This is a genomic window from Streptomyces sp. NBRC 110611 (assembly GCF_001590865.1).
In the GTDB taxonomy this organism is placed as follows: Bacteria; Actinomycetota; Actinomycetes; order Streptomycetales; family Streptomycetaceae; genus Streptomyces.
In genome coordinates, this window is the sequence record NZ_BBUY01000001.1 from 306,156 (window position 1) to 323,606 (window position 17,451).

General features: G+C 70.4%; 22 protein-coding genes. 11 read left to right on the top strand and 11 right to left on the bottom strand.

Annotated elements, in window-relative coordinates; genetic code table 11:
• Window positions 1–2: 2 nt before the first annotated feature.
• From AZE13_RS01305 to AZE13_RS01325, 5 genes are all read right to left on the bottom strand, one after another.
• The gene (locus AZE13_RS01305; RefSeq protein ID WP_066925701.1) at window positions 3–884 is read right to left on the bottom strand and encodes a DUF4255 domain-containing protein; all 882 of its coding nucleotides are present in this window, start codon (window positions 882–884) and stop codon (window positions 3–5) included.
• Window positions 881–1,726, bottom strand: a complete 846-nt coding sequence (locus tag AZE13_RS01310; protein WP_066925704.1) for a hypothetical protein — start codon at window positions 1,724–1,726, stop codon at window positions 881–883. The genes AZE13_RS01305 and AZE13_RS01310 overlap by 4 nt, the downstream gene beginning before the upstream one ends.
• A complete protein-coding gene (locus AZE13_RS01315; protein WP_066925707.1) occupies window positions 1,719–2,549 on the bottom strand; it encodes a hypothetical protein in 831 nt (276 codons plus the stop codon). Before AZE13_RS01315 ends, AZE13_RS01310 begins: the two co-directional genes overlap by 8 nt.
• A gap of 92 nt (window positions 2,550–2,641) precedes the next feature.
• Window positions 2,642–3,166, bottom strand: coding sequence for a phage tail protein (locus AZE13_RS01320; protein ID WP_066925710.1), 525 nt, complete (start codon window positions 3,164–3,166; stop codon window positions 2,642–2,644).
• A 40-nt stretch (window positions 3,167–3,206) separates the two neighbouring features.
• A complete protein-coding gene (locus tag AZE13_RS01325) occupies window positions 3,207–5,054 on the bottom strand; it encodes a phage tail sheath family protein (RefSeq protein ID WP_066925713.1) in 1,848 nt (615 codons plus the stop codon).
• 702 nt (window positions 5,055–5,756) lie between these two features.
• Here AZE13_RS01325 and sucC point away from each other — a divergent pair.
• Complete coding sequence (sucC, locus tag AZE13_RS01330; RefSeq protein WP_066925716.1) at window positions 5,757–6,935, top strand: ADP-forming succinate--CoA ligase subunit beta; 1,179 nt, start codon at window positions 5,757–5,759, stop codon at window positions 6,933–6,935.
• Between the two features lie 21 nt (window positions 6,936–6,956).
• Window positions 6,957–7,841: a succinate--CoA ligase subunit alpha gene (gene sucD / locus AZE13_RS01335; protein ID WP_066925719.1), complete on the top strand. Its 885-nt coding sequence runs from the start codon at window positions 6,957–6,959 to the stop codon at window positions 7,839–7,841.
• 250 nt (window positions 7,842–8,091) lie between these two features.
• Here the strand turns inward: sucD and AZE13_RS36645 are convergent, their stop codons facing one another.
• A complete protein-coding gene (locus tag AZE13_RS36645; protein WP_411293918.1) occupies window positions 8,092–9,120 on the bottom strand; it encodes a hypothetical protein in 1,029 nt (342 codons plus the stop codon).
• Window positions 9,121–9,307: 187 nt separating this feature from the next.
• Here AZE13_RS36645 and AZE13_RS35350 point away from each other — a divergent pair, with 187 nt between their 5' ends.
• Window positions 9,308–10,987: a DUF6350 family protein gene (locus AZE13_RS35350; RefSeq protein WP_066925737.1), complete on the top strand. Its 1,680-nt coding sequence runs from the start codon at window positions 9,308–9,310 to the stop codon at window positions 10,985–10,987.
• A gap of 88 nt (window positions 10,988–11,075) precedes the next feature.
• Here AZE13_RS35350 and AZE13_RS33585 read toward each other — a convergent pair whose 3' ends face one another.
• A complete protein-coding gene (locus AZE13_RS33585) occupies window positions 11,076–11,825 on the bottom strand; it encodes a 3-keto-5-aminohexanoate cleavage protein (RefSeq protein ID WP_079123581.1) in 750 nt (249 codons plus the stop codon).
• Between the two features lie 204 nt (window positions 11,826–12,029).
• Between AZE13_RS33585 and aac(6') the strand changes: the two genes are divergently transcribed.
• On the top strand, window positions 12,030–12,503 hold the full coding sequence (gene aac(6'), locus AZE13_RS01355) for an aminoglycoside 6'-N-acetyltransferase (protein ID WP_066925743.1): 474 nt from the start codon (window positions 12,030–12,032) through the stop codon (window positions 12,501–12,503).
• A 101-nt stretch (window positions 12,504–12,604) separates the two neighbouring features.
• On the opposite strand, the gene AZE13_RS01360 is transcribed toward aac(6'), so the two are convergent.
• Both AZE13_RS01360 and AZE13_RS01365 read right to left on the bottom strand, forming a co-directional pair.
• Complete coding sequence (locus tag AZE13_RS01360) at window positions 12,605–12,814, bottom strand: DUF397 domain-containing protein (protein ID WP_066925746.1); 210 nt, start codon at window positions 12,812–12,814, stop codon at window positions 12,605–12,607.
• Window positions 12,811–13,647, bottom strand: a complete 837-nt coding sequence (locus AZE13_RS01365) for a helix-turn-helix transcriptional regulator (protein WP_066925749.1) — start codon at window positions 13,645–13,647, stop codon at window positions 12,811–12,813. Before AZE13_RS01365 ends, AZE13_RS01360 begins: the two co-directional genes overlap by 4 nt.
• Window positions 13,648–13,745: 98 nt before the next feature.
• On the opposite strand from AZE13_RS01365, the gene AZE13_RS01370 reads away from it, so the two are divergent.
• The 6 genes from AZE13_RS01370 (at window position 13,746) to AZE13_RS36655 (ending at window position 15,367) form a co-directional block, all read left to right on the top strand.
• A complete protein-coding gene (locus AZE13_RS01370; protein WP_147264587.1) occupies window positions 13,746–13,970 on the top strand; it encodes a hypothetical protein in 225 nt (74 codons plus the stop codon).
• Window positions 13,967–14,170: a hypothetical protein gene (locus tag AZE13_RS01375; protein WP_066925755.1), complete on the top strand. Its 204-nt coding sequence runs from the start codon at window positions 13,967–13,969 to the stop codon at window positions 14,168–14,170. Before AZE13_RS01370 ends, AZE13_RS01375 begins: the two co-directional genes overlap by 4 nt.
• A 118-nt stretch (window positions 14,171–14,288) precedes the next feature.
• On the top strand, window positions 14,289–14,435 hold the full coding sequence (locus AZE13_RS36650) for a hypothetical protein (RefSeq protein WP_181690217.1): 147 nt from the start codon (window positions 14,289–14,291) through the stop codon (window positions 14,433–14,435).
• Window positions 14,436–14,442: 7 nt separating this feature from the next.
• A complete protein-coding gene (locus AZE13_RS01380) occupies window positions 14,443–14,637 on the top strand; it encodes a hypothetical protein (RefSeq protein ID WP_066925758.1) in 195 nt (64 codons plus the stop codon).
• A 305-nt stretch (window positions 14,638–14,942) separates the two neighbouring features.
• The gene (locus AZE13_RS36195) at window positions 14,943–15,152 is read left to right on the top strand and encodes a hypothetical protein (protein ID WP_147264588.1); all 210 of its coding nucleotides are present in this window, start codon (window positions 14,943–14,945) and stop codon (window positions 15,150–15,152) included.
• A 77-nt stretch (window positions 15,153–15,229) separates the two neighbouring features.
• On the top strand, window positions 15,230–15,367 hold the full coding sequence (locus AZE13_RS36655; RefSeq protein WP_181690218.1) for a hypothetical protein: 138 nt from the start codon (window positions 15,230–15,232) through the stop codon (window positions 15,365–15,367).
• A gap of 53 nt (window positions 15,368–15,420) precedes the next feature.
• Here AZE13_RS36655 and AZE13_RS01385 read toward each other — a convergent pair whose 3' ends face one another.
• Window positions 15,421–16,344 carry a zinc-binding alcohol dehydrogenase family protein gene (locus AZE13_RS01385; protein WP_066925761.1) on the bottom strand — a complete coding sequence of 308 codons (924 nt, stop codon included), beginning with the start codon at window positions 16,342–16,344 and terminating at the stop codon, window positions 15,421–15,423.
• 117 nt (window positions 16,345–16,461) lie between these two features.
• Here AZE13_RS01385 and AZE13_RS01390 point away from each other — a divergent pair, with 117 nt between their 5' ends.
• Window positions 16,462–16,902, top strand: a complete 441-nt coding sequence (locus AZE13_RS01390; protein WP_066925764.1) for a MarR family winged helix-turn-helix transcriptional regulator — start codon at window positions 16,462–16,464, stop codon at window positions 16,900–16,902.
• A gap of 72 nt (window positions 16,903–16,974) precedes the next feature.
• On the opposite strand, the gene AZE13_RS01395 is transcribed toward AZE13_RS01390, so the two are convergent.
• Window positions 16,975–17,364, bottom strand: a complete 390-nt coding sequence (locus tag AZE13_RS01395) for a VOC family protein (protein WP_066925767.1) — start codon at window positions 17,362–17,364, stop codon at window positions 16,975–16,977.
• Window positions 17,365–17,451: the final 87 nt, after the last annotated feature.

Consider the following 17,451-nt stretch of genomic DNA (forward strand, 5'->3'; position numbering starts at 1 on the left):
GCTCAGCTCTCCTCGCCGTCGTCACGTGCGGTGGACTTGTCGGTTGCCTTCCGGGTGTCGGTTGCCTTCGGGGTGTCGGTTGCCTTCCGGGTACGGGTGGTGCGGGAGTTACGGGTAGTACGGGACGTGCGGGGGCGGGCCGTCTTCGCCGCAGCAGCAGGCTTGGCCTGCACCGCCTCAGTGGTGTCCGCCGGACGCTCCGGAGAGGCCGATGTCTCCGTCGCATCCGGTGCATCGGGTGCGTGCGGTGTGCCCGGTGCACCTGGCGCCTCCGGCGCCCCGAACGGCAGCACCGTCACCTCCGGCCGCTCCACCGGCTTCGCCGGCTTCGGCTTCTCATGGCCGTCCAGCAGCACCAGCGACGCCTGGTACACGACCGACAGCGCATACGGCGTGTTGTGCAGCATCCCCCACAGCTTCGACGTCTCGTCGATGTCCATCTGGGTCGGTGTGAAACGGACCCGCTGCAGCGCATCGGCGAGGTCACTGCCCTCCAGGCCGGGCCGCCGGGTCGCCTCCTCGATCAACTCCCTGGACAGCACCGGGATTTCGTGCAGGGTGCGCACCACGCTGCCGATCAGCCGCTGTCCGACCAGCTCGGTCTCCTCGCCGTACGCGCTGATCAGGAAGTGCAGGTCGATCGCGGCGGCGGACCGCTTCAGCAGTGTGCCGTCCGAGGCGCGGGTGACCAGGTCGTTGTTGCGCATCGACGGGTTGTGGGTGACCTGGTAGAGGAAGACCGTGATCGTCGGGTCCGTCGGCGGGTCGGACGGCGGCTTGCGGGTCTCCACGGATACGGCGATATCGAGCTCCGGGTGCAGATTGTGCTCGATCAGCAGTGCCAGCGCCTGGGTGACCGTCGCGACGGCGAGTGCGTTGCTCATCGGCCGGTCCCCTCCCCGCGCGCCAGGTAGTCCGCGAGGCTCAGCGAGGGCGCCCGCCGCTCCGTACGCACCGGCCGGCCGCTCCCCGGAGGCCCTTCGGTACGCGCCGCACTGACCTCCAGACGGCCGATCTGTACGTGCACCACCCGCTCGGCGGCGCGCTGTCCGCGCCGCCCGGAGGACGCGGCCCGCGCCGCGGCGTTCCGGGCGGCGGCCGGCCCGTCGTCCGCACCCGGGCGCGGCGCCGGGGCCGCGGTCAGGAGGCCGGTGTCCGCCTGCGCGCGGGCGGACACCGAGGCCCTCGCACCCGCGCCGGGACCGCCGTCCGCCGCCCCCGTCCCGGCCCGCCGCGCTGGGCGTACCGCCTCGGGCGCGGCGGGGCGCGGCCCCGGCTCGGCGGCCGCCGCGGGCCGCAGCAGCGATGCCGCCGGCCTCGCCGCGCGCCCGTCGCGGCCGGTGGGGCCCTGCCGCGGGGCGGCGCCGGGCGCGGCGGTCGTCCGCCGCTCGCGCTCGACGGTCCTGATCTCCCGCTCGTACCGGATCGGTTCCCCGTCGAACGGCGGCGACGGCGACCACGCCGACCGCGGGGACGGCGACGCCGAAGCGTCCGGCACGTCCAGCTCACCGGACGCGCCCCGCAGCGCCTCGACCCGCTCGAACGGGCCGGGCAGCCGCGGCCGTACGAGCGCGCGCCGGGCAACCCCGGCCGTACGGCCGCCGGTTCCGCCCGTACGGCCGTCGGACGCGGCCGGGAACGGGTCCGTGGACGGTCCCGCGGACGGGGGCCCGGACCGCTCGGGTGCGTACCGCGCCAGCAACCGGCCGAAGTAGTCGTCAGGCATCTGCGCACAGCTCCAGGTAGTAGCGGCGCCGCAGGGGGCTCAGCGCCAGGATCTCGGGCTCGCTCCAGCCGTAGGCCGAGGCGAGCAGATGGACGTCCAGGAGCACATCGCGCGCCCAGGCGTCCAGTTCGGTCCACAGGTACGCGGCGATGTCCAGCTCCGCCGGAGTGGCCGCGCCGCACTCCGGACAGGCGATGTTCAGCGCCAACTCGGCGGCCGGATCGGCCTCTTCGGCCGCCTCGGCGAACCGCTTCAGCACCGGCTCGGGCAGCAGCCGCGCGAGGTCCTCCTCGCCCAGGACCTCACGCCCGTCGTCCCGGACCGCCGAGAGGGCACAGCGGGCGCCCAGCCGCCGCCGGGCAGCATCCTGCGCCCCGGCGGCCTGCTCCGCGACCGCGGCCAGCTCTTCCTTCTTGCGCTCCTCGGCTTCCACCACGGCCGCGGCCTCCTCCGCCACCGCCGCGAGATCGGTCGGGCACGGCAGCCGGAACCGCACCGTCCATCCGCCCTCCGCCACCCGCAGGCCGCCCTCGGGCACCCGCGGCCGGGCGGCGCCCAGCTCGGCCGCGTCGAGCTCGAACTCCAGCGCCGCACCGCACTCCGGGACGGCGCAGTCCAGGGTGACCTGCATCCGCTCCCCGAACAGCGCCCGGCGCAGCGCGAAGAGATCCGCCGCCCGCTCCCCGAGCGGCACCGACAGCAGCACGTCGGGGTCGGTCTCGGGGCGGGCAGCGCGATGCAGCAGCAGGGCCCGGCCGCTGCCCTGCTGGGCCAGCCCGGCCTCCCAGATGGCCAGGAGTTCCGTGGCCCCGGTGACCGCCATTCGTTCACCCCGTCCCCGTCCCCGTCCCCGTCCCCGTCCCCGTCCCCGTCCCCGTCCTCGTCCCCGTCCGGTACGTCATGCCGGGGCGGGGCTCACGCCGGATGCGTGAACGACGGCTCCTCCGGTTCCGGGACCTCGTAGTCGCGCTCCCAGCCCTCGCACTCCAGCTTCAGGCTCTGGATGGCGACGGCGTTGGCGTTGGCGTCCATCTCGCCCAGGACCTGGTACTCGCTCGGCCAGGAGCGGTAGATCTTGTGCGAGACGGCGACCTGGCCGGCCTCGTTGAGGACCTGGATGATGATGTCCTTGCGGAAGTCGGCCAGCGAGACCTCGGCGCCGAGACCCGCGCCGACCTGCCAGACCTTGTTGGCCCAGCGGTCGAACTCCGGGTCGTGGGTGACCCCGCGCTCCAGGGTGATGCCCTCGAACTCGGAGCGCCCGGGCGACTTGCGCGGTGAGCTGGGGTCGCCGCCGTGCCGGTGCTTGACGACCTCTGTCGTCCGCTTCAGCGGGCTGATCTTGCTGACGCCCGCGACCGTACGGCCGTCCCACAGAACCAGGAACTTGAAGTTCTTGTACGGGTCGAAGCGATGGGCGTTGATCTGGAACTCAGCCATCGGATTCCTTCGGTTTCCTTCAGTAGACCTGGACCTGGGACTAGACCGCGAACTGCCCTGCCATCTGCTGGATTTTGACGATCACGAACTCCGCGGGCTTGACCGGTGCGATGCCGACCACGACGTTCACGATCCCGTTCTCGATGTCGGCCTCCGTCGTGGTGTCCTTGTCGCACTTGACGAAGTACGCCTGCCGCGGGGTGCTGCCCTTGAAGGCGCCCTTCTCGAAGAGGGAGTGCAGGTAGGCCGAGACGTTGAGGCGGATCTGGAGCCAGAGCTGTTCGTTGTTGGGCTCGAAGACGACCCATTGCAGGCCCCGCAGCAGACTCTCCTCGATGTGCAGGGCCAGCCGCCGGACCGGTACGTACTTCCACTCGCTGTCGAGGGCGTCCGCGCCCTGTAGCGTGCGGGCACCCCACACCAGCGGGCCGACCAGCGGGAACGTGCGCAGGCAGTTGATGCCGAGCGGGTTGAGCAGGCCGTTGTCACGGTCCGTCAGCTTGACGGCGAGGGAGTGGACTCCGGCCAGCCGGGCCTCGGTCCCGGCCGGCGCCTTCCACACTCCGCGCTCGCCGTCCGTACGGGCGATGACACCGGCGATCGCGCCGCACGGCGGGAAGGAGCGCAGCCGGCCGGAGAGCGGGTCGGTGAGCTGGAGGTGCGGGAAGTAGAGGGCGGAGTGGTTGCCGCGGACCGGTGTGAACGCGGCGATACCGGCCCGGGCGGCGTCCACGCTGCCCCAGGCGGCGGGCGCGTCGACGAGGAGGAAGATCCGGCGCTCCCGGCAGAGCCGCTCGGCCGCGGAGAGGACGGCGACGATGTCCTCGGTGCTCTCGTACGAGGCCAGCTCGGGCAGGGCGAGCAGGTTGACGTCATCGACGTCGCGCAGTGCCTGCAGGCCGCTCTTGCGGGCCTCGCTGCCGATCAGATCGCGGGGGCCGGGCGGGTCGCCGTCCTCGCCGTCGCACAGCGGGAACACCGGCGGGTTGACGGACGCCTCCAGGCCGAGGTCGTTGGCGCACTCGCCCAGGAAGCGGACGATGTCGCGGGGGTCGGCGGACCCGGCCACGACCTGGATGCGGTGGCCGAAGGCGGTGACCTCGGTGCCGGCGAAGGCGTGCTTGCCGGGGGCGTCCGGCAGGGCGCGCAGCTTGCGCTCCAGGAGGAGGGCCAGCTCGGTGACGTCGCAGGGCGGCTCGCCGTCGCAGTCCGGGTCGTAGAGGGTGAACTCCCGCTCCACCTCGCCGATCTTGACGGTCAAGTCGACGTTCAGGTCGGGGAGTTCGTGGTGGAAGGCCTTGGAGACGGTGCCGGACGGGTCCGGGCGGCCCTCGCCGACGACCTCGGCGCGGATCAGCGCGGAGCCCGTGTTGATCACCGTTTCGGCGTAGCGGCCGTGGCAGGGGTCCATGGACAGGCCGGGGAAGGTCTCCCGGGCGTGGCCGTGCGCGTCGAGGACGTGGAGGTTGAAGGTTTCGTCCGGACACGGGGTGTCGTGGTCGATCGCCACCCGGAGGCCGTTGCCCCAGACGCCCGGTTCCTTGGCGTGCACCTTCAGTACCGGGCACTGGCTGTGCCCCTCGGTGGACTCCAGGGTGGCGTGGGCCGCCTCGCCGCTGCCGGCCTTGGTCACCCGGACGATCACGGCGACCGTGCCGCCGTTGCCGAAGAACTGGTGGACGGCGTACGCGACCGGGCTCTGTGAGGTCAGGCCGCCGAAGCGGCGCTCGAAGTCGGCGAAGCTGGTGATCCGTACCGGCTGGTTGAGCGGGCCGCGCCGGGTGTGACCGACGAACGCGGTGACGGATGTGGTGACGGTGGTGATGCTGCGGACGCTGCTGGGAAGCTCTTCGACATAGACGCCGGGATAGGTCGTATGTGTCGGCATTCCCCCTCCAATCCCTTCAGGCACCGAGTGTGAGGGCACCAGGACATCGAGAAAGCCGGGAGGGGCGGCGGGAAGAGAGGGAGGGACGGCGGGTGCGCAGGAGTCCACGACGGCACCCCGCGCCGATCGTGGTCGCGCATCCCCCCACCGCTCATCAAGTTCCCCCGTCTGCATCCGGTGCGAGCGGTCCGTGGGCTGCCGGACGCCCGCACGGGACCAAGCCCGGAGCGCGCACATCTGGCTGCGACTGATGACGACTGGCTACGACCCCGGCTTGTGACTCCTGATGCGAAAGTGCTCAACGCAGTGTGCAATAGGGGGAGTTGATCGGACAAGGCTCTTTCCGGCCTCCGGCTGCGAAGGTGTTGTGCGGGCGCGTCGCACATTCTTCCCAACCGGATTCCCGCTCTCCCGCAACCTTGTCCGCGACCCCTTCGTCACAGTGAGTGACGATGGGTGGCCGGGTGAACACGGGGCGTGCGGCCCGGGATCTGTGACCGTAATCACCGCTGGAGTGTGATCTGTGATTTAGGGCCTCAGGTCCTGCGGCGATAACCTGCGAGACGGACATGCCGCGTATCCGGTCACCGTGTACGCCTCCCCTGTGACAGCGCCGTCACGTTGCCCTTCGCGGCACGCCCATCGCAGACGAACGAACCGCGATCACTACGGCGATTCTGAGAAGACAAGGGACGGACGCGCGTGGACCTGTTCGAGTACCAGGCGAGGGACCTCTTCGCCAAGCACGGTGTACCGGTGCTGGCCGGTGAAGTCATCGACACGCCTGAGGCGGCGCGCGAGGCGACGGAGCGACTGGGCGGCAAGTCGGTCGTCAAGGCCCAGGTCAAGGTCGGCGGCCGCGGCAAGGCCGGTGGCGTGAAGCTGGCCGCCACCCCGGACGAGGCCGTCGCCCGCGCGACGGACATCCTCGGCATGGACATCAAGGGCCACACGGTCCACAAGGTGATGATCGCCGAGACCGCGCCGGAGATCGCCGAGGAGTACTACGTCTCCTTCCTCCTCGACCGCACCAACCGCACCTTCCTCTCCATCGCCTCCGTCGAGGGCGGCGTGGACATCGAGGAGGTGGCGGCCAAGCGCCCGGAGGCCGTCGCCAAGACCCCGATCGACGCCAACGAGGGTGTGACCCCGGAGAAGGCCCGCGAGATCGTCGAGGCCGCGAAGTTCCCGGCCGAGGTCGCCGGCAAGGTCGCCGACGTCCTCGTCACCCTGTGGGACACCTTCGTCAAGGAGGACGCGCTCCTCGTCGAGGTCAACCCGCTCGCCAAGGTCGCCAGCGGTGACGTCCTCGCCCTCGACGGCAAGGTCTCGCTGGACGCCAACGCCGAGTTCCGCCAGCCGGAGCACGAGGCCCTCGAGGACAAGGCCGCGGCCAACCCGCTCGAGGCCGCCGCGAAGGCCAAGGGCCTGAACTACGTCAAGCTCGACGGCCAGGTCGGCATCATCGGCAACGGCGCGGGCCTCGTCATGAGCACCCTCGACGTCGTCGCCTACGCCGGCGAGAAGCACGGCAACGTCAAGCCCGCCAACTTCCTCGACATCGGTGGCGGCGCCTCCGCCGAGGTCATGGCGAACGGCCTGGAGATCATCCTCGGCGACGCGGACGTCAAGTCCGTGTTCGTCAACGTCTTCGGTGGCATCACCGCCTGTGACGAGGTCGCCAAGGGCATCGTCCAGGCCCTGGAGCTGCTGAAGTCCAAGGGCGAAGAGGTCACCAAGCCCCTGGTCGTCCGCCTCGACGGCAACAACGCGGAGCTGGGTCGCAAGATCCTGTCGGACGCCAACCACCCGCTGGTCCAGCGCGTGGACACCATGGACGGCGCGGCCGACAAGGCCGCCGAGCTCGCGGCTGCGAAGTAAGGGACGAGGGACTCCAACACCATGGCTATCTTCCTCACCAAGGAAAGCAAGGTCATCGTCCAGGGCATGACCGGTGCCACTGGCATGAAGCACACCAAGCTGATGCTCGGTGACGGCACCAACATCGTCGGTGGCGTCAACCCGCGCAAGGCCGGCACCGAGGTCGACTTCGACGGCACGTCCGTCCCGGTCTTCGGCTCCGTCAAGGAAGCGATGGAGAAGACGGGCGCCGACGTCTCCGTCCTCTTCGTGCCGCCGGCCTTCGCCAAGGCCGCCGTCGTCGAGGCCATCGACGCCGAGATCCCGCTCGCGGTCGTGATCACCGAGGGCATCGCCGTCCACGACTCCGCCGCCTTCTGGGCGTACGCGAAGTCCAAGGGCAACAAGACCCGCATCATCGGCCCGAACTGCCCCGGCCTGATCACCCCCGGTCAGTCCAACGCCGGCATCATCCCGGGCGACATCACGAAGCCGGGCCGCATCGGCCTGGTGTCGAAGTCCGGCACGCTGACCTACCAGATGATGTACGAGCTGCGCGACATCGGCTTCTCGTCGGCCGTCGGCATCGGTGGCGACCCGGTCATCGGCACCACGCACATCGACGCCCTCGCGGCGTTCGAGGCGGACCCCGACACCGAGCTGATCGTGATGATCGGTGAGATCGGCGGCGACGCCGAGGAGCGCGCGGCCGACTTCATCAAGGCCAACGTCACCAAGCCGGTCGTCGGCTACGTCGCGGGCTTCACCGCGCCCGAGGGCAAGACCATGGGCCACGCCGGCGCCATCGTCTCCGGCTCCTCCGGCACCGCCCAGGCGAAGAAGGAGGCCCTGGAGGCCGCCGGCGTCAAGGTCGGCAAGACCCCGTCGGAGACGGCAGTCCTGGCCCGCCAGATCCTGAACGGCTGAGTCCCTGACCGGCAGCTGAGTTTCTGAGCGGCCAGTTCCTGAACGGCTGAGTTTCTGAGCGGCTGAGGTCCTTCGGAAATACCACGCGGACCTGCTTCGTTGTGGACCCGCAGGGGGTGCTTGCGTCCCCTAGGGGATCTGTTCGAGTCCCCCTTAGGGGAAACGGCCCCGGGCCCGTACCCACCACGGTGGGCACGGGCCCGGGGCCGTATTCCGGTACGCACGTGATTCCGGCACGTACGTGGCCGGCTCATCGCAGATCGGGGCTGAGCCGGGGCTGTCCGGGGCTGCCCGGCGGGTCGGCCGGGACGTCCGCCGGGGCTGGGAGGTCCGGTCCGGCCGGGGCGTGCGGCACGGCGGGGACTGCCACGCGCGGCTCTGCTGAGACCATCACCCCCGGCTCTGCCAGGACGGGCACGCGTGGCTCTGCTGAGAACATCACCGGCGGCTCTGCTGAGACTGCCACGCGCGGCTCGGCTGGGACCGCCACCCGCGGACCTTCCCACGGGCGCGGGCGCGCACCGTGCCCCGGCGTTACGACCATCGCGAGCAGGGTGACCAGGACGAACAGCCCCGTCAGCCCGAGCGCCGCGAGCGTGGTCCGGCGGGCCCCGCGCTCGCCGTCGGCCCGGATCCCCGCTCCGCCCGGCGGCTCCACCTCCTCCGCCGCCAGCAACGCGTCCACCCGGGTCAGCAGCTCACCGAGCCGACCCCGTACGACGTCGCCCCGCCGCTCCGGAGGCTGCCCGCCGAGCCCCAGCTCCGGCAGCCGTACCGCGATCGTCTGCCGGGCGTACGCCAGCCGCCCCGCCGTCGCCGCCCCACTCGCCTCGACCTCGGCCGCCGTCGCACGAAGCCCGAGGCCGACCCCGTCATGCAGCAACAGCACCCGCCGATACGGGGCGGGCAGGGCCAGTACGGCCTCCAGCAGCGCACGGCCCGCGGGCCCCAGCGGCCGGCCGGCGGGCTGTACGGACGCCGAGCCCGGCAGGCGTTCCGGGCTCCGCGCGGTCCGCAGCCCGGGGCAGAGCCGGTGCCAGGGCGTCAGCGCGTACTCGTACGCCGCCGCCCGCACCCACCCCGCCGGGTCCGGGGCCGCCGCGACCTCGGGCCATCGCTGCCACGCCAGCCGGAACCCCCGCTCCACCGCCCGCCGTGCGAGCCGGGGCCGCCCGGTGAGCAGGTACGTCTGCCGGATCAACGCGGCCGCGTGCCGCACACAGAGCTCGTCGAAGGCAGCCGCGGCCGGGGCCGCCTCCCGCCGCCGGCTCACGGGCATCTCGTCCCGCCGGTTCACGGGCACCTCCTGGCGCTGGGGCAAGACATGACCAGCAGTTTGAAAATCCGCCCCGCCGCACTCACCTCGACACACCCGCCGGCCACGCCCGGTCACACTCGCCACCCACGACACGTCGACCATCTGCCCAGTACAGGGACAAAACAGGTGTTATTGGCAGCATGGCCGCGTGAGCCAGTTGATCGACCGCGGCGCCACCTTCTCCTCGTACGGCCGGACCGCCGCCCGGCGCTCCTCCGCGATCGGCGCGGCCTTCCTCGGCGGCGTCACAGCCGCCGGCCTCGGCCTCGGCGCGCTGACGGTCGCCGTGCTGCTGCTCTGGGTCGCCTCCCCGTACCCCGACAGCGGCCCCTCCCGCGCCCTGCACCTCGCCGCCGACCTGTGGCTCCTGGCGCACGGCGGCGACCTCGTCCGCACCACGTCCCCTCCCGGCCTCCCGGCCCCGGTCGCGGTGACGCCGCTGCTGCTCACCGTGCTCCCCGTCTGGCTGCTGTACCGGGCCGCCCGCCACACCCTGGCGACCGCGATCGCCGACCCCGACGCCCCCGGTCCGCACCCGTCGGCGCCGCGCCACAGCGCCGATATGCTCCCACCGCGCACCCTGCTCGGCGCGCTCCTCGGCGGCTATCTGCTGGTCGTGGCCGGCGCGCTGCTCTACGCCTCCACCGGCCAACTGGCCGCCGACCCGCTCAGCGTCCTGCTGTACGTACCGATCACCACGGTTGCCATCCTCACCGCCACGACCTGGCACATCCTCGGCCCCGCCGGAACCTGGCACCTCCTCCGGCCGACCGGCACCAGCCACATCCTGGGCCCGGCCGCCGCCGCCCTGCTGCCCTCCTGGCTCCGGCACTCCCGGCCCCGAGCGGCCGCCCGGCTGCGCCGCTTCCGCTCCCGCTGCCGCCCACCCGCCCGTGTCCGTCGCCTCCTCCGTGCCCTGCTCCGCTCACTCCGGCGTCTCCTGCTCCGCAGCCTGTTGGGCGGCCGCCTCGCCGCCGCCCAACGCGCCGCCGGCGCCGCCCTGCTCACCCTCTTCACCTGCGGCGCCCTGCTCACCGTCCTCGCACTCGTCCTGCACGGGGACCGGGTGTACCAGGACCTCCTCCAGCTCGCCCCGGACTGGCCGAGCCGCGCCACGGCCCTCCTGCTCTGCCTCCTCCTGCTCCCGAACGCGGCCATCTGGGGCGCCTCCTACGGACTGGGCCCGGGCTTCACCCTCGGCGCGGGCAGCACGATCGCACCGCTCGGCGCCACCGCGCACCCGGCGATGCCCCATCTCCCGCTCCTCGCCGGCGTACCGGCCCCGGGCCCGGGAGCCCCGCTCACCTGGACCGTGGCCGCGATCCCGCTGGCCGCCGGCGTCCTGCTCGCCCGCCATCTCGCCCGCACCGCCGCAGCACCAAGCCCTGCCCCAAACGTGACGGCAACCTCGACGGCGCCCCTGACGACAGATCCGGCCCACCCCTGGACACCATGGACCACGGCCTGCACGACGGTCCTCGCGGCCTGCCTCTGCGGCACACTCACGGCAGCACTCGCCGCACTCTCCGGCGGCGCACTGGGCACGGATGCCCTTGCCACCTTCGGCCCGAGCTGGTGGCGCACCGGCCTCGCCGCAGCCGCCTGGACGGCCCTCACCGGCATCCCCACCACCCTCGCCCTCCGAGCCTGGCACCTCCGAGCACGCCGGAAGGCCGGGGACGCCACGACGGGAACGGCGGGACACGCGGATGGCGACGCTACGCCAACGGGGCGCGGTGCCGGTGACGCCACGGCAGCGGGGCGCGACGATGCCACGGCAACAGGGCCCGGGATCGGCGACGGACAGTCCGACGAAGCGACGACGTGAGCGGCAGCGTGGCGGCCCCGCAGACGAAGGCCGCTTCGGCGTCTGGCGAGTTCCCAGGTGAGCGCCCCAGTTCGAGGTGCCGGTCGGCTCATCTGCCGACCCAGAGATGCTGCCCTCCCTGGCTATCCAGGAACTTCCGCGCGGCGTCGATCAAGGCAGCGTTGTCGCCAGCGGTCGCCCCGTCAGGCAGCACCAAGACATCTTCAAGGCCGATCCTGGTATCCAGGCCAAGCCGCGCAGCGGCCTCAAGGACAGGCCAGGCTCCGCCGTCTTCTCCATGCAGCAGCACGGGCGCTGCGAGCCCATCACTCAGCTCTTTCACCAGACTCGCAGCCGTAGTTACGGCCGTACGGGGGTCGGTGTCGGTCACTTCGGCGAGTACTCGCAGTACCCGGGCTGACAGCGGTGAGGCAAGGAATCTGCGGGCCGCGTCGGTACCGGAGTAGATGCCGGCCTCGATGCCGATACCAAGGTCCAGCAGCACACTGGCCACCGCCTCAGCACCATGCTCGTGCCAGTTCACCGAGGCGTGGTCGGGCAGAATCACCCAGCTGCGGATGAGGTCAGCCCGACGCTGAGGATCGGGTACCGCCCAGGCACCCGTGGTGACTCCGACCTGCACACTCTTCGGCACAGCAGCACGCACCGCCATGACTGCCTCACCTACCAGTCCAGGCTCCAAAGAGTCACGGCCATCGGCATCCTTGGGGTGCAGATGCACGTCCTCAGCCCCAGCGGCAACAGCTCGCTGCGCCTGTGCGGCCAACTCCTGAGGCGTCACCGGGAGAGTGCCGCACTCGCCACGGTCGCGGGCACCGTTCAAACACGCCTGCAGCATGGACGGGACTCTGCCAGACCCCACTGACATCCACGCCTGATCAACGGCCCAGTCCGAGGTCCGACGATGCGCTGAGCGTTGGGTGGAAATGCCCCTCCCGGGGTGCCCCTGTCGAGGTGGTCGGCTATTGAGCGGATCAGCTCGTGACGTGGCGAGGGGCCGCTTGGGCTGAAGGTGCCTTCACCGCTCAGGGAGAATGAGGGCATGGAGCTGCATGGGGACAAGGTCGTGCTGCGGCCGGTGACCGATGGCGATACTGAGATCCTCGAAAGGGTCGTACGAGAACCGGAAGTCGCGGCGTGGTGGTCGCCCCCAGACGGCTATGAGGGCATGCTGGCCGTCGTCTTCGAGGGTGAGGTCATCGGTGCCGTCCAGTTCGACGAAGAGACCGATCCCGAGTTTCGTCATGCCGGCATCGATATCTTCCTGACGGCGAAGCGCCACGGGAAGGGGCTCGGTGCCGATACGGTGCGCACGCTGGCCCGATGGCTGGTGCAGGAACGCGGCCATCACCGGCTGACCATCGATCCCGCTGTGGCCAACACCGCGGCGATCCGCTGTTACAGCAAGGTCGGGTTCAAACCCGTGGGGATCATGCGCGCGTACGGGCGCAATCACCGGACGGGCGCCTGGCAGGACGGTCTGCTGATGGATCTGCTTGCAGACGAGCTGGTCTGACGCGGTCGGCTCTCGAACGCGGCTACGGATAGCAGCCCTGCCCGTCACCAAAGAGCCCCGCCACCTGTCGCGAGGTAGCGGGGCTGGAGTGCCGTAAGGAGTCAGACGGTCGGGAGTGCGCCGCCCTTGATGTTGGTCACGAACGAGGACCAGGACGAGGCGGAGAAGGCGAGTGCCGGGCCGTGCGGGTCCTTGCTGTCGCGGACGGGGACGACGCCGGAAGCAACTGCATGATCCCGCGCCCACTCGATGCACTGGCCACCGTTGTCGCTGTAGGAAGATTTGACCCATCGGAGGGAAGAGTTGGTCACGGGGTGCCCTTTCGTAACTCGTTGATCAAGGTCACAGAAGCAGCCTGGGAGTGCGCGTCGGCCTGCAACTGATGGTAGGCCGTCAGTATGGGTAATACCGAGGTGCTTTCCCGTTCGAGACGACCCCGTTGCGCGGACTCGGCGTACGACATGAGCGAGCGATCCGGCAGCGTCAGCACGGTGATCGGCAACCTGACCGTTCGGCGCTCTCCCATGTCGAACGGTGCCACCTGGAACACGGTGTTCGGCATCTCCGCAAACTCGACCAGACGCGCAAACTGTGCGTCCATGACGGCGCATCCCCCGACGGGCCAACGGATGCAGCTTTCATCCAGCACCACGAAAACCAACGGTGGATGTGGCCGAACCAGTGCAGCTTGGCGCTCTGCTACGAGCGAGACCCGTTCGTCTGCCTGCTCGGGCGTGATCGCCCCGCGCTTGACGGCGCTTTGGGCGAGTACCGACGCGTACTCCGGGGTCTGGAGCAGGCCAGGGATCACGCCCACCTCGTACAGCCGGATCTCGGCCGCCCGGCCCTCGTACCCGACGTACTCCGGGAAGCCCTCCAACAGGCTGCCGCGCCGGAGCTCATGCCACTGACGCTCGAACGTGTCTGCCGATCCTTCGAGGCCGAAGGCCCGGTCTGCCCTACGCGAAAAACGTAGAGTTGGAGGTCTCCGAGCAACTTCAACCGCCGAAACGTGCACGCTGGAATACTCCATGTGTTCGGCAAGCTCATCTTGAGTCCAGCCACGCGCCTCCCGCAAGCTGCGCAGACGTGCCCCGTAGGCTGCCCGGGGAGAACTCTCCGGGCTCAACTCCTTGCGATTCAACGGGCATTCACCGGCCCTTCCTCCACCATCCGACGCGTTGAACGATGCCCGACTCTAGGCCACGCTGAGGCCCCTCGGTAGCAATTCCACTACAGAGGGTGGTGAGCGTGATCATGGCGGCGAAGATGGCATGGGCAGCGACGAGCGTTCGAGAGCGCCTGGACCGGGCGTTCCGGCGAGTGGGATTCGATCTTCAGCCTTCGCTCGTCTCGGTGACCCGCAACGGGCCGGACCGGATCGCCCCGCCCTCGATGCCCCTTGCTGAGGCCGAGCGCCTGGCGGTGCTGCTGGAGTCGATGCCAGAGGCGGTGACTCGCCGATGAGCGGCTACCAGGAGAAGCCCGTGGAGCTGCCCTGGCCGTACAGCCGCCGTGACCTCGACCCGGAACCCGTCCCGGGCTGCGACACGTGTGCAGCGGAGTCCGAGGAACGCCACCAGGCGCGTGACCGGGGGGAATTCGGGGTGGCCGTCATCGCCGGCATGAAGATCCGGGAACACATTGTGTGGGGCGTCCACAGCTGAGCAACCGATGAATCTCCCGCCCCGGTTGGAGAGTCGAGCGCCCGGCCGGGGTGGGTCGCACAACGGCACGGGGGCGGTCCTTGTGTCGCCGCAGCGGCAAACCGGAAGGAGCACAAGAATGGGTAGGAAGGACTTCGAGAACGCGGGGGAACCCTGGGACGCGCAAGGCAACCAAGGTCAGGCCACGGATCCCGATACGGGTGTCTCTCAGAACGGCGACGTGCACACGTCCATGGCGGACGACGCGGAGCGCGAAGGGGAGTAGGCGGAGGATGATCCACGGTGAGCACCTGGCGGACGATCTGAAGCGCGATCACGGGTTCATGCGGTGTGAGCTGGTGCAGGACGGTAAGGCCGTCGTGATGCGCAAGCCCGGTAGTGATCGCTGGACCGTCGTACCGCTCAGGTGGCTCACCAGTGATGCCGTGGACGTGATCAAGGCTCAGGCCGGAATCAGCCTGGCCTAAGCCCCAGATCGGCCCCGTTCGTGCGCCCGTGGCGCATGGGCGGGGCTCTTTCCGTTGTAGCGCTGCTTCTGTTGTGCGCTGCTCTCGGTTCCCTTGTCGGGCTGTGGGGCAGGCGGGGACGCCGATACCGGCCCGGGGAAGTCGCCCGGCGCGGCGGGCGAGAAGCGGGTCGCTGCCGGGGTCCCCGGAGGCCGGTCTGGGCAACATCGTCGTCGGGGACCGGGCGATCACCGGCTCCCAGTCGTCGGGGCGTCCGAAGGTCCCGTATCGGCGCACCTATACGGACGGGGAGCTTCAGCGGATATATGACGGTGGATCAGGCCGCCTGGTTGAAGCTGAACAATGACGAGAGCGAACCGTTGCGGAACCGGGCTGTGCGGGATTCCGCGCCTCTGGGGGATGCGTTCCATCTCGTCGTCGCGGCGGCGGCTCTGGAGAAGGGGCTGTACTCCTCGGTGGACGAGGCGACGCACAGTCCGCCTCCTGCGTTCCGCCGGGCAGCGGCAAGAGGCTGACCGGTGATCGTGCCCATTGCGAGAACGCCTCCCTTCGCACGGCGCTGCGGTATGCGTGCCACAACGTCTTCGCGCGGATGGCGGTCGATGTGGGAGAGAGGGATCTCGCCGCGACGGCCGAGGCGTTCGGCTTCAACGACGACAAGCTGCTCATTCCGGTGAAGGCCTCGCCGAGCAGTTGCTGTCGGCTCTGCGGGCATCGGGGAACGGCGTGACCGGCCGACCTCCTGCCCCTCTGACCCCTGCCCCCTTGACCCATCGGACACGCCTAGGGCACCAGGATGACCTTTCCCCGGTTGGTTCGGTGCTCGATCGTCGCGTGTGCTCGTGCCGCGTCCGCGAGGGCGAACTCCGCGTGGATCGTGGGCCGCAGTGCCCCGTCGACGAATAGCCGCCACAGCTGCTCGATCCATCCTGCGTAGCGCTGCGGCTGGTTCCTGGCCACGATCGCCACCTGGAACCCGATGGCCGACTTGCCGCCCACGAGGAGGTCGTACGCCTCGATGGTGCCGCCGCCCGAGCTGTACGCGACCAGCCGTCCACCAGGCCCGAGGGCTGTGACGGCGGGTGTGAGCAGTGCGCCGCCGACCGCGTCGAGCACGATGTCGACCGGCTCGCCCCAGCTCTCCTCCTCGTACGCCACCACGGCATCGGCGCCGAGGGCGCGTACGAAGTCCGCCTTGGCGGGGTCGCCCACGGCGGCGACGACGCGCGAGGCACCCCTCAACTTCGCCAGCTGCAGGGCGAGGTGGCCGACGCCGCTCGCCGCCGCGGTGACCAGAACGGACTCGCCCTTCTCGGGGCGCGCGGCCTCCAGAGCGCCGAGTGCCACCACGCCGCTGCGCACCAGCGCGACGGCGTCCCTGGCGGTGGCGCCCGTCGGGATAGGGGAGGCCATCGCGGTGTGCAGCAGTGCGTACTCCGCGTACCCGTGCCCGAAGCAGAGGCCGGTGACCCGGTCGCCCGGCGCGTATCCGCTCACCCCTTCGCCGACGCGCACCACTTCGCCGGCCAGCTCGCCGCCGAGCGGGACGGGCTGCGTGCCCTCGCGTACTTTGCGTACGACGGGGAGCGTGACGCCGATTGCTTCGGTCCGGATGAGCAGTTCACCGGTTCCGGGCTCCGGGGCTGGGGCCTCTTCCTGGAACAAGACTTCGGGTCCGCCGCTGTGTTCGTACCGAATGCGTCGCATGCGCGGTCGCCTCGCCTTCCGATGGCCTTGTCTCGACGCCCTTGGGGTTCATTGGGGATCCCAATGATAAGGGAGAGGTCGTTGGGAGGTCCAACGTTTTGTCGTACGCTGCTGTGCATGGCAGAGAACCCGTCGGCGCCCAGCCGGATCCGTGCTCTTCCCAGCTGGCTTCTCGGCCGGGCGGCGGCCCGTGGGCGCGGCCTGGTCGCGGAGGCGCTCGCGCGACACGACATGAAGATGTGGCACCACGTGGTCCTTGCTGCCGTCGCGGATCTCGGTCCGGTTGCCCAGGCCGAACTGGGCAGGACGGTCTCGCTCGACCCGAAGGACGTGGTCGGCATCCTCAACGATCTTCAGGCGGCGGGTTTCGTCGTCCGCGCTCCCGATCCGGTCGACCGCCGTAAGAACGCGGTGAGTCTTACGGCCGAGGGTGAGCGGTGCCTGGAGGAGTGCACGAAGGCGGGGGAGTGGGCCAACGACGCACTCCTGGCCCCGCTGTCGGCGGCCGAGCGGGAGCAGTTCCTGGAGATGCTGCGGAGGATCAGCGGGGTGCGGTGAGCCGGTGGCGTTGAGGGCCGCGTCTCGCGCCCCGTGACGCGGGACACGGGACGCGGCCCTCGGTGCGGGTGCCTACGAAGGCCAGCCGCCGTACGGCACGGTGAGGAGTTCCATGCCGTGGCCTGCCGGGTCCATGAAGTAGACGCCGCGGCCGCCGTCGTTGTGGTTGATCGTGCCGGGCTGCTGCCCGTGCGGGTCGGCGTAGTGCTCAATGCCGCGCGCTGTGATCCGCGCGTACGCCGCGTCGAACTCCTCCTCCGAGATCAGGAAGGCGTAGTGCTGCGGGGTGATCCGGTCCGCGGGGATCGTGGCGAAGTCCAGCGTGACGCCGTTGCTCAGGCCGACCGCGATGAACGGGCCCCACTCGGAGGTGATGTGAAGATCCAGCAGGTTCGCGAAGAACTCGGCGGACTCCCGGTTGTCCCGGGCATGGATGATCGTGTGATTCAGCTCAACTGACAAGGAATGCCTCCAAGGGCATCTCCTGGCACCTCCATGCCTCACCCAGTCGGTGACCGACACGCGGTGCTGCCGTCGATCGTAGCCGTT

What these genes read in the sequence shown, in the direction of transcription:
- AZE13_RS01320 (WP_066925710.1), bottom strand. Translation starts at nt 3,166, where the DNA reads ATGGCTGAGTTCCAGATCAACGCCCATCGCTTCGACCCGTACAAGAAC.
- AZE13_RS01310 (WP_066925704.1), bottom strand. Translation starts at nt 1,726, where the DNA reads ATGCCTGACGACTACTTCGGCCGGTTGCTGGCGCGGTACGCACCCGAG.
- AZE13_RS01375 (WP_066925755.1), top strand. Translation starts at nt 13,967, where the DNA reads ATGAGCGGCTACCAGGAGAAGCCCGTGGAGCTGCCCTGGCCGTACAGC.
- AZE13_RS36650 (WP_181690217.1), top strand. Translation starts at nt 14,289, where the DNA reads ATGGGTAGGAAGGACTTCGAGAACGCGGGGGAACCCTGGGACGCGCAA.
- AZE13_RS36655 (WP_181690218.1), top strand. Translation starts at nt 15,230, where the DNA reads ATGGCGGTCGATGTGGGAGAGAGGGATCTCGCCGCGACGGCCGAGGCG.
- AZE13_RS33585 (WP_079123581.1), bottom strand. Translation starts at nt 11,825, where the DNA reads ATGCTGCAGGCGTGTTTGAACGGTGCCCGCGACCGTGGCGAGTGCGGC.
- AZE13_RS36645 (WP_411293918.1), bottom strand. Translation starts at nt 9,120, where the DNA reads ATGCCCGTGAGCCGGCGGCGGGAGGCGGCCCCGGCCGCGGCTGCCTTC.
- AZE13_RS01315 (WP_066925707.1), bottom strand. Translation starts at nt 2,549, where the DNA reads ATGGCGGTCACCGGGGCCACGGAACTCCTGGCCATCTGGGAGGCCGGG.
- AZE13_RS36195 (WP_147264588.1), top strand. Translation starts at nt 14,943, where the DNA reads ATGACGGTGGATCAGGCCGCCTGGTTGAAGCTGAACAATGACGAGAGC.
- AZE13_RS01380 (WP_066925758.1), top strand. Translation starts at nt 14,443, where the DNA reads ATGATCCACGGTGAGCACCTGGCGGACGATCTGAAGCGCGATCACGGG.
- AZE13_RS01385 (WP_066925761.1), bottom strand. Translation starts at nt 16,344, where the DNA reads ATGCGACGCATTCGGTACGAACACAGCGGCGGACCCGAAGTCTTGTTC.
- AZE13_RS01390 (WP_066925764.1), top strand. Translation starts at nt 16,462, where the DNA reads ATGGCAGAGAACCCGTCGGCGCCCAGCCGGATCCGTGCTCTTCCCAGC.
- AZE13_RS01305 (WP_066925701.1), bottom strand. Translation starts at nt 884, where the DNA reads ATGAGCAACGCACTCGCCGTCGCGACGGTCACCCAGGCGCTGGCACTG.
- sucD (WP_066925719.1), top strand. Translation starts at nt 6,957, where the DNA reads ATGGCTATCTTCCTCACCAAGGAAAGCAAGGTCATCGTCCAGGGCATG.
- AZE13_RS01325 (WP_066925713.1), bottom strand. Translation starts at nt 5,054, where the DNA reads ATGCCGACACATACGACCTATCCCGGCGTCTATGTCGAAGAGCTTCCC.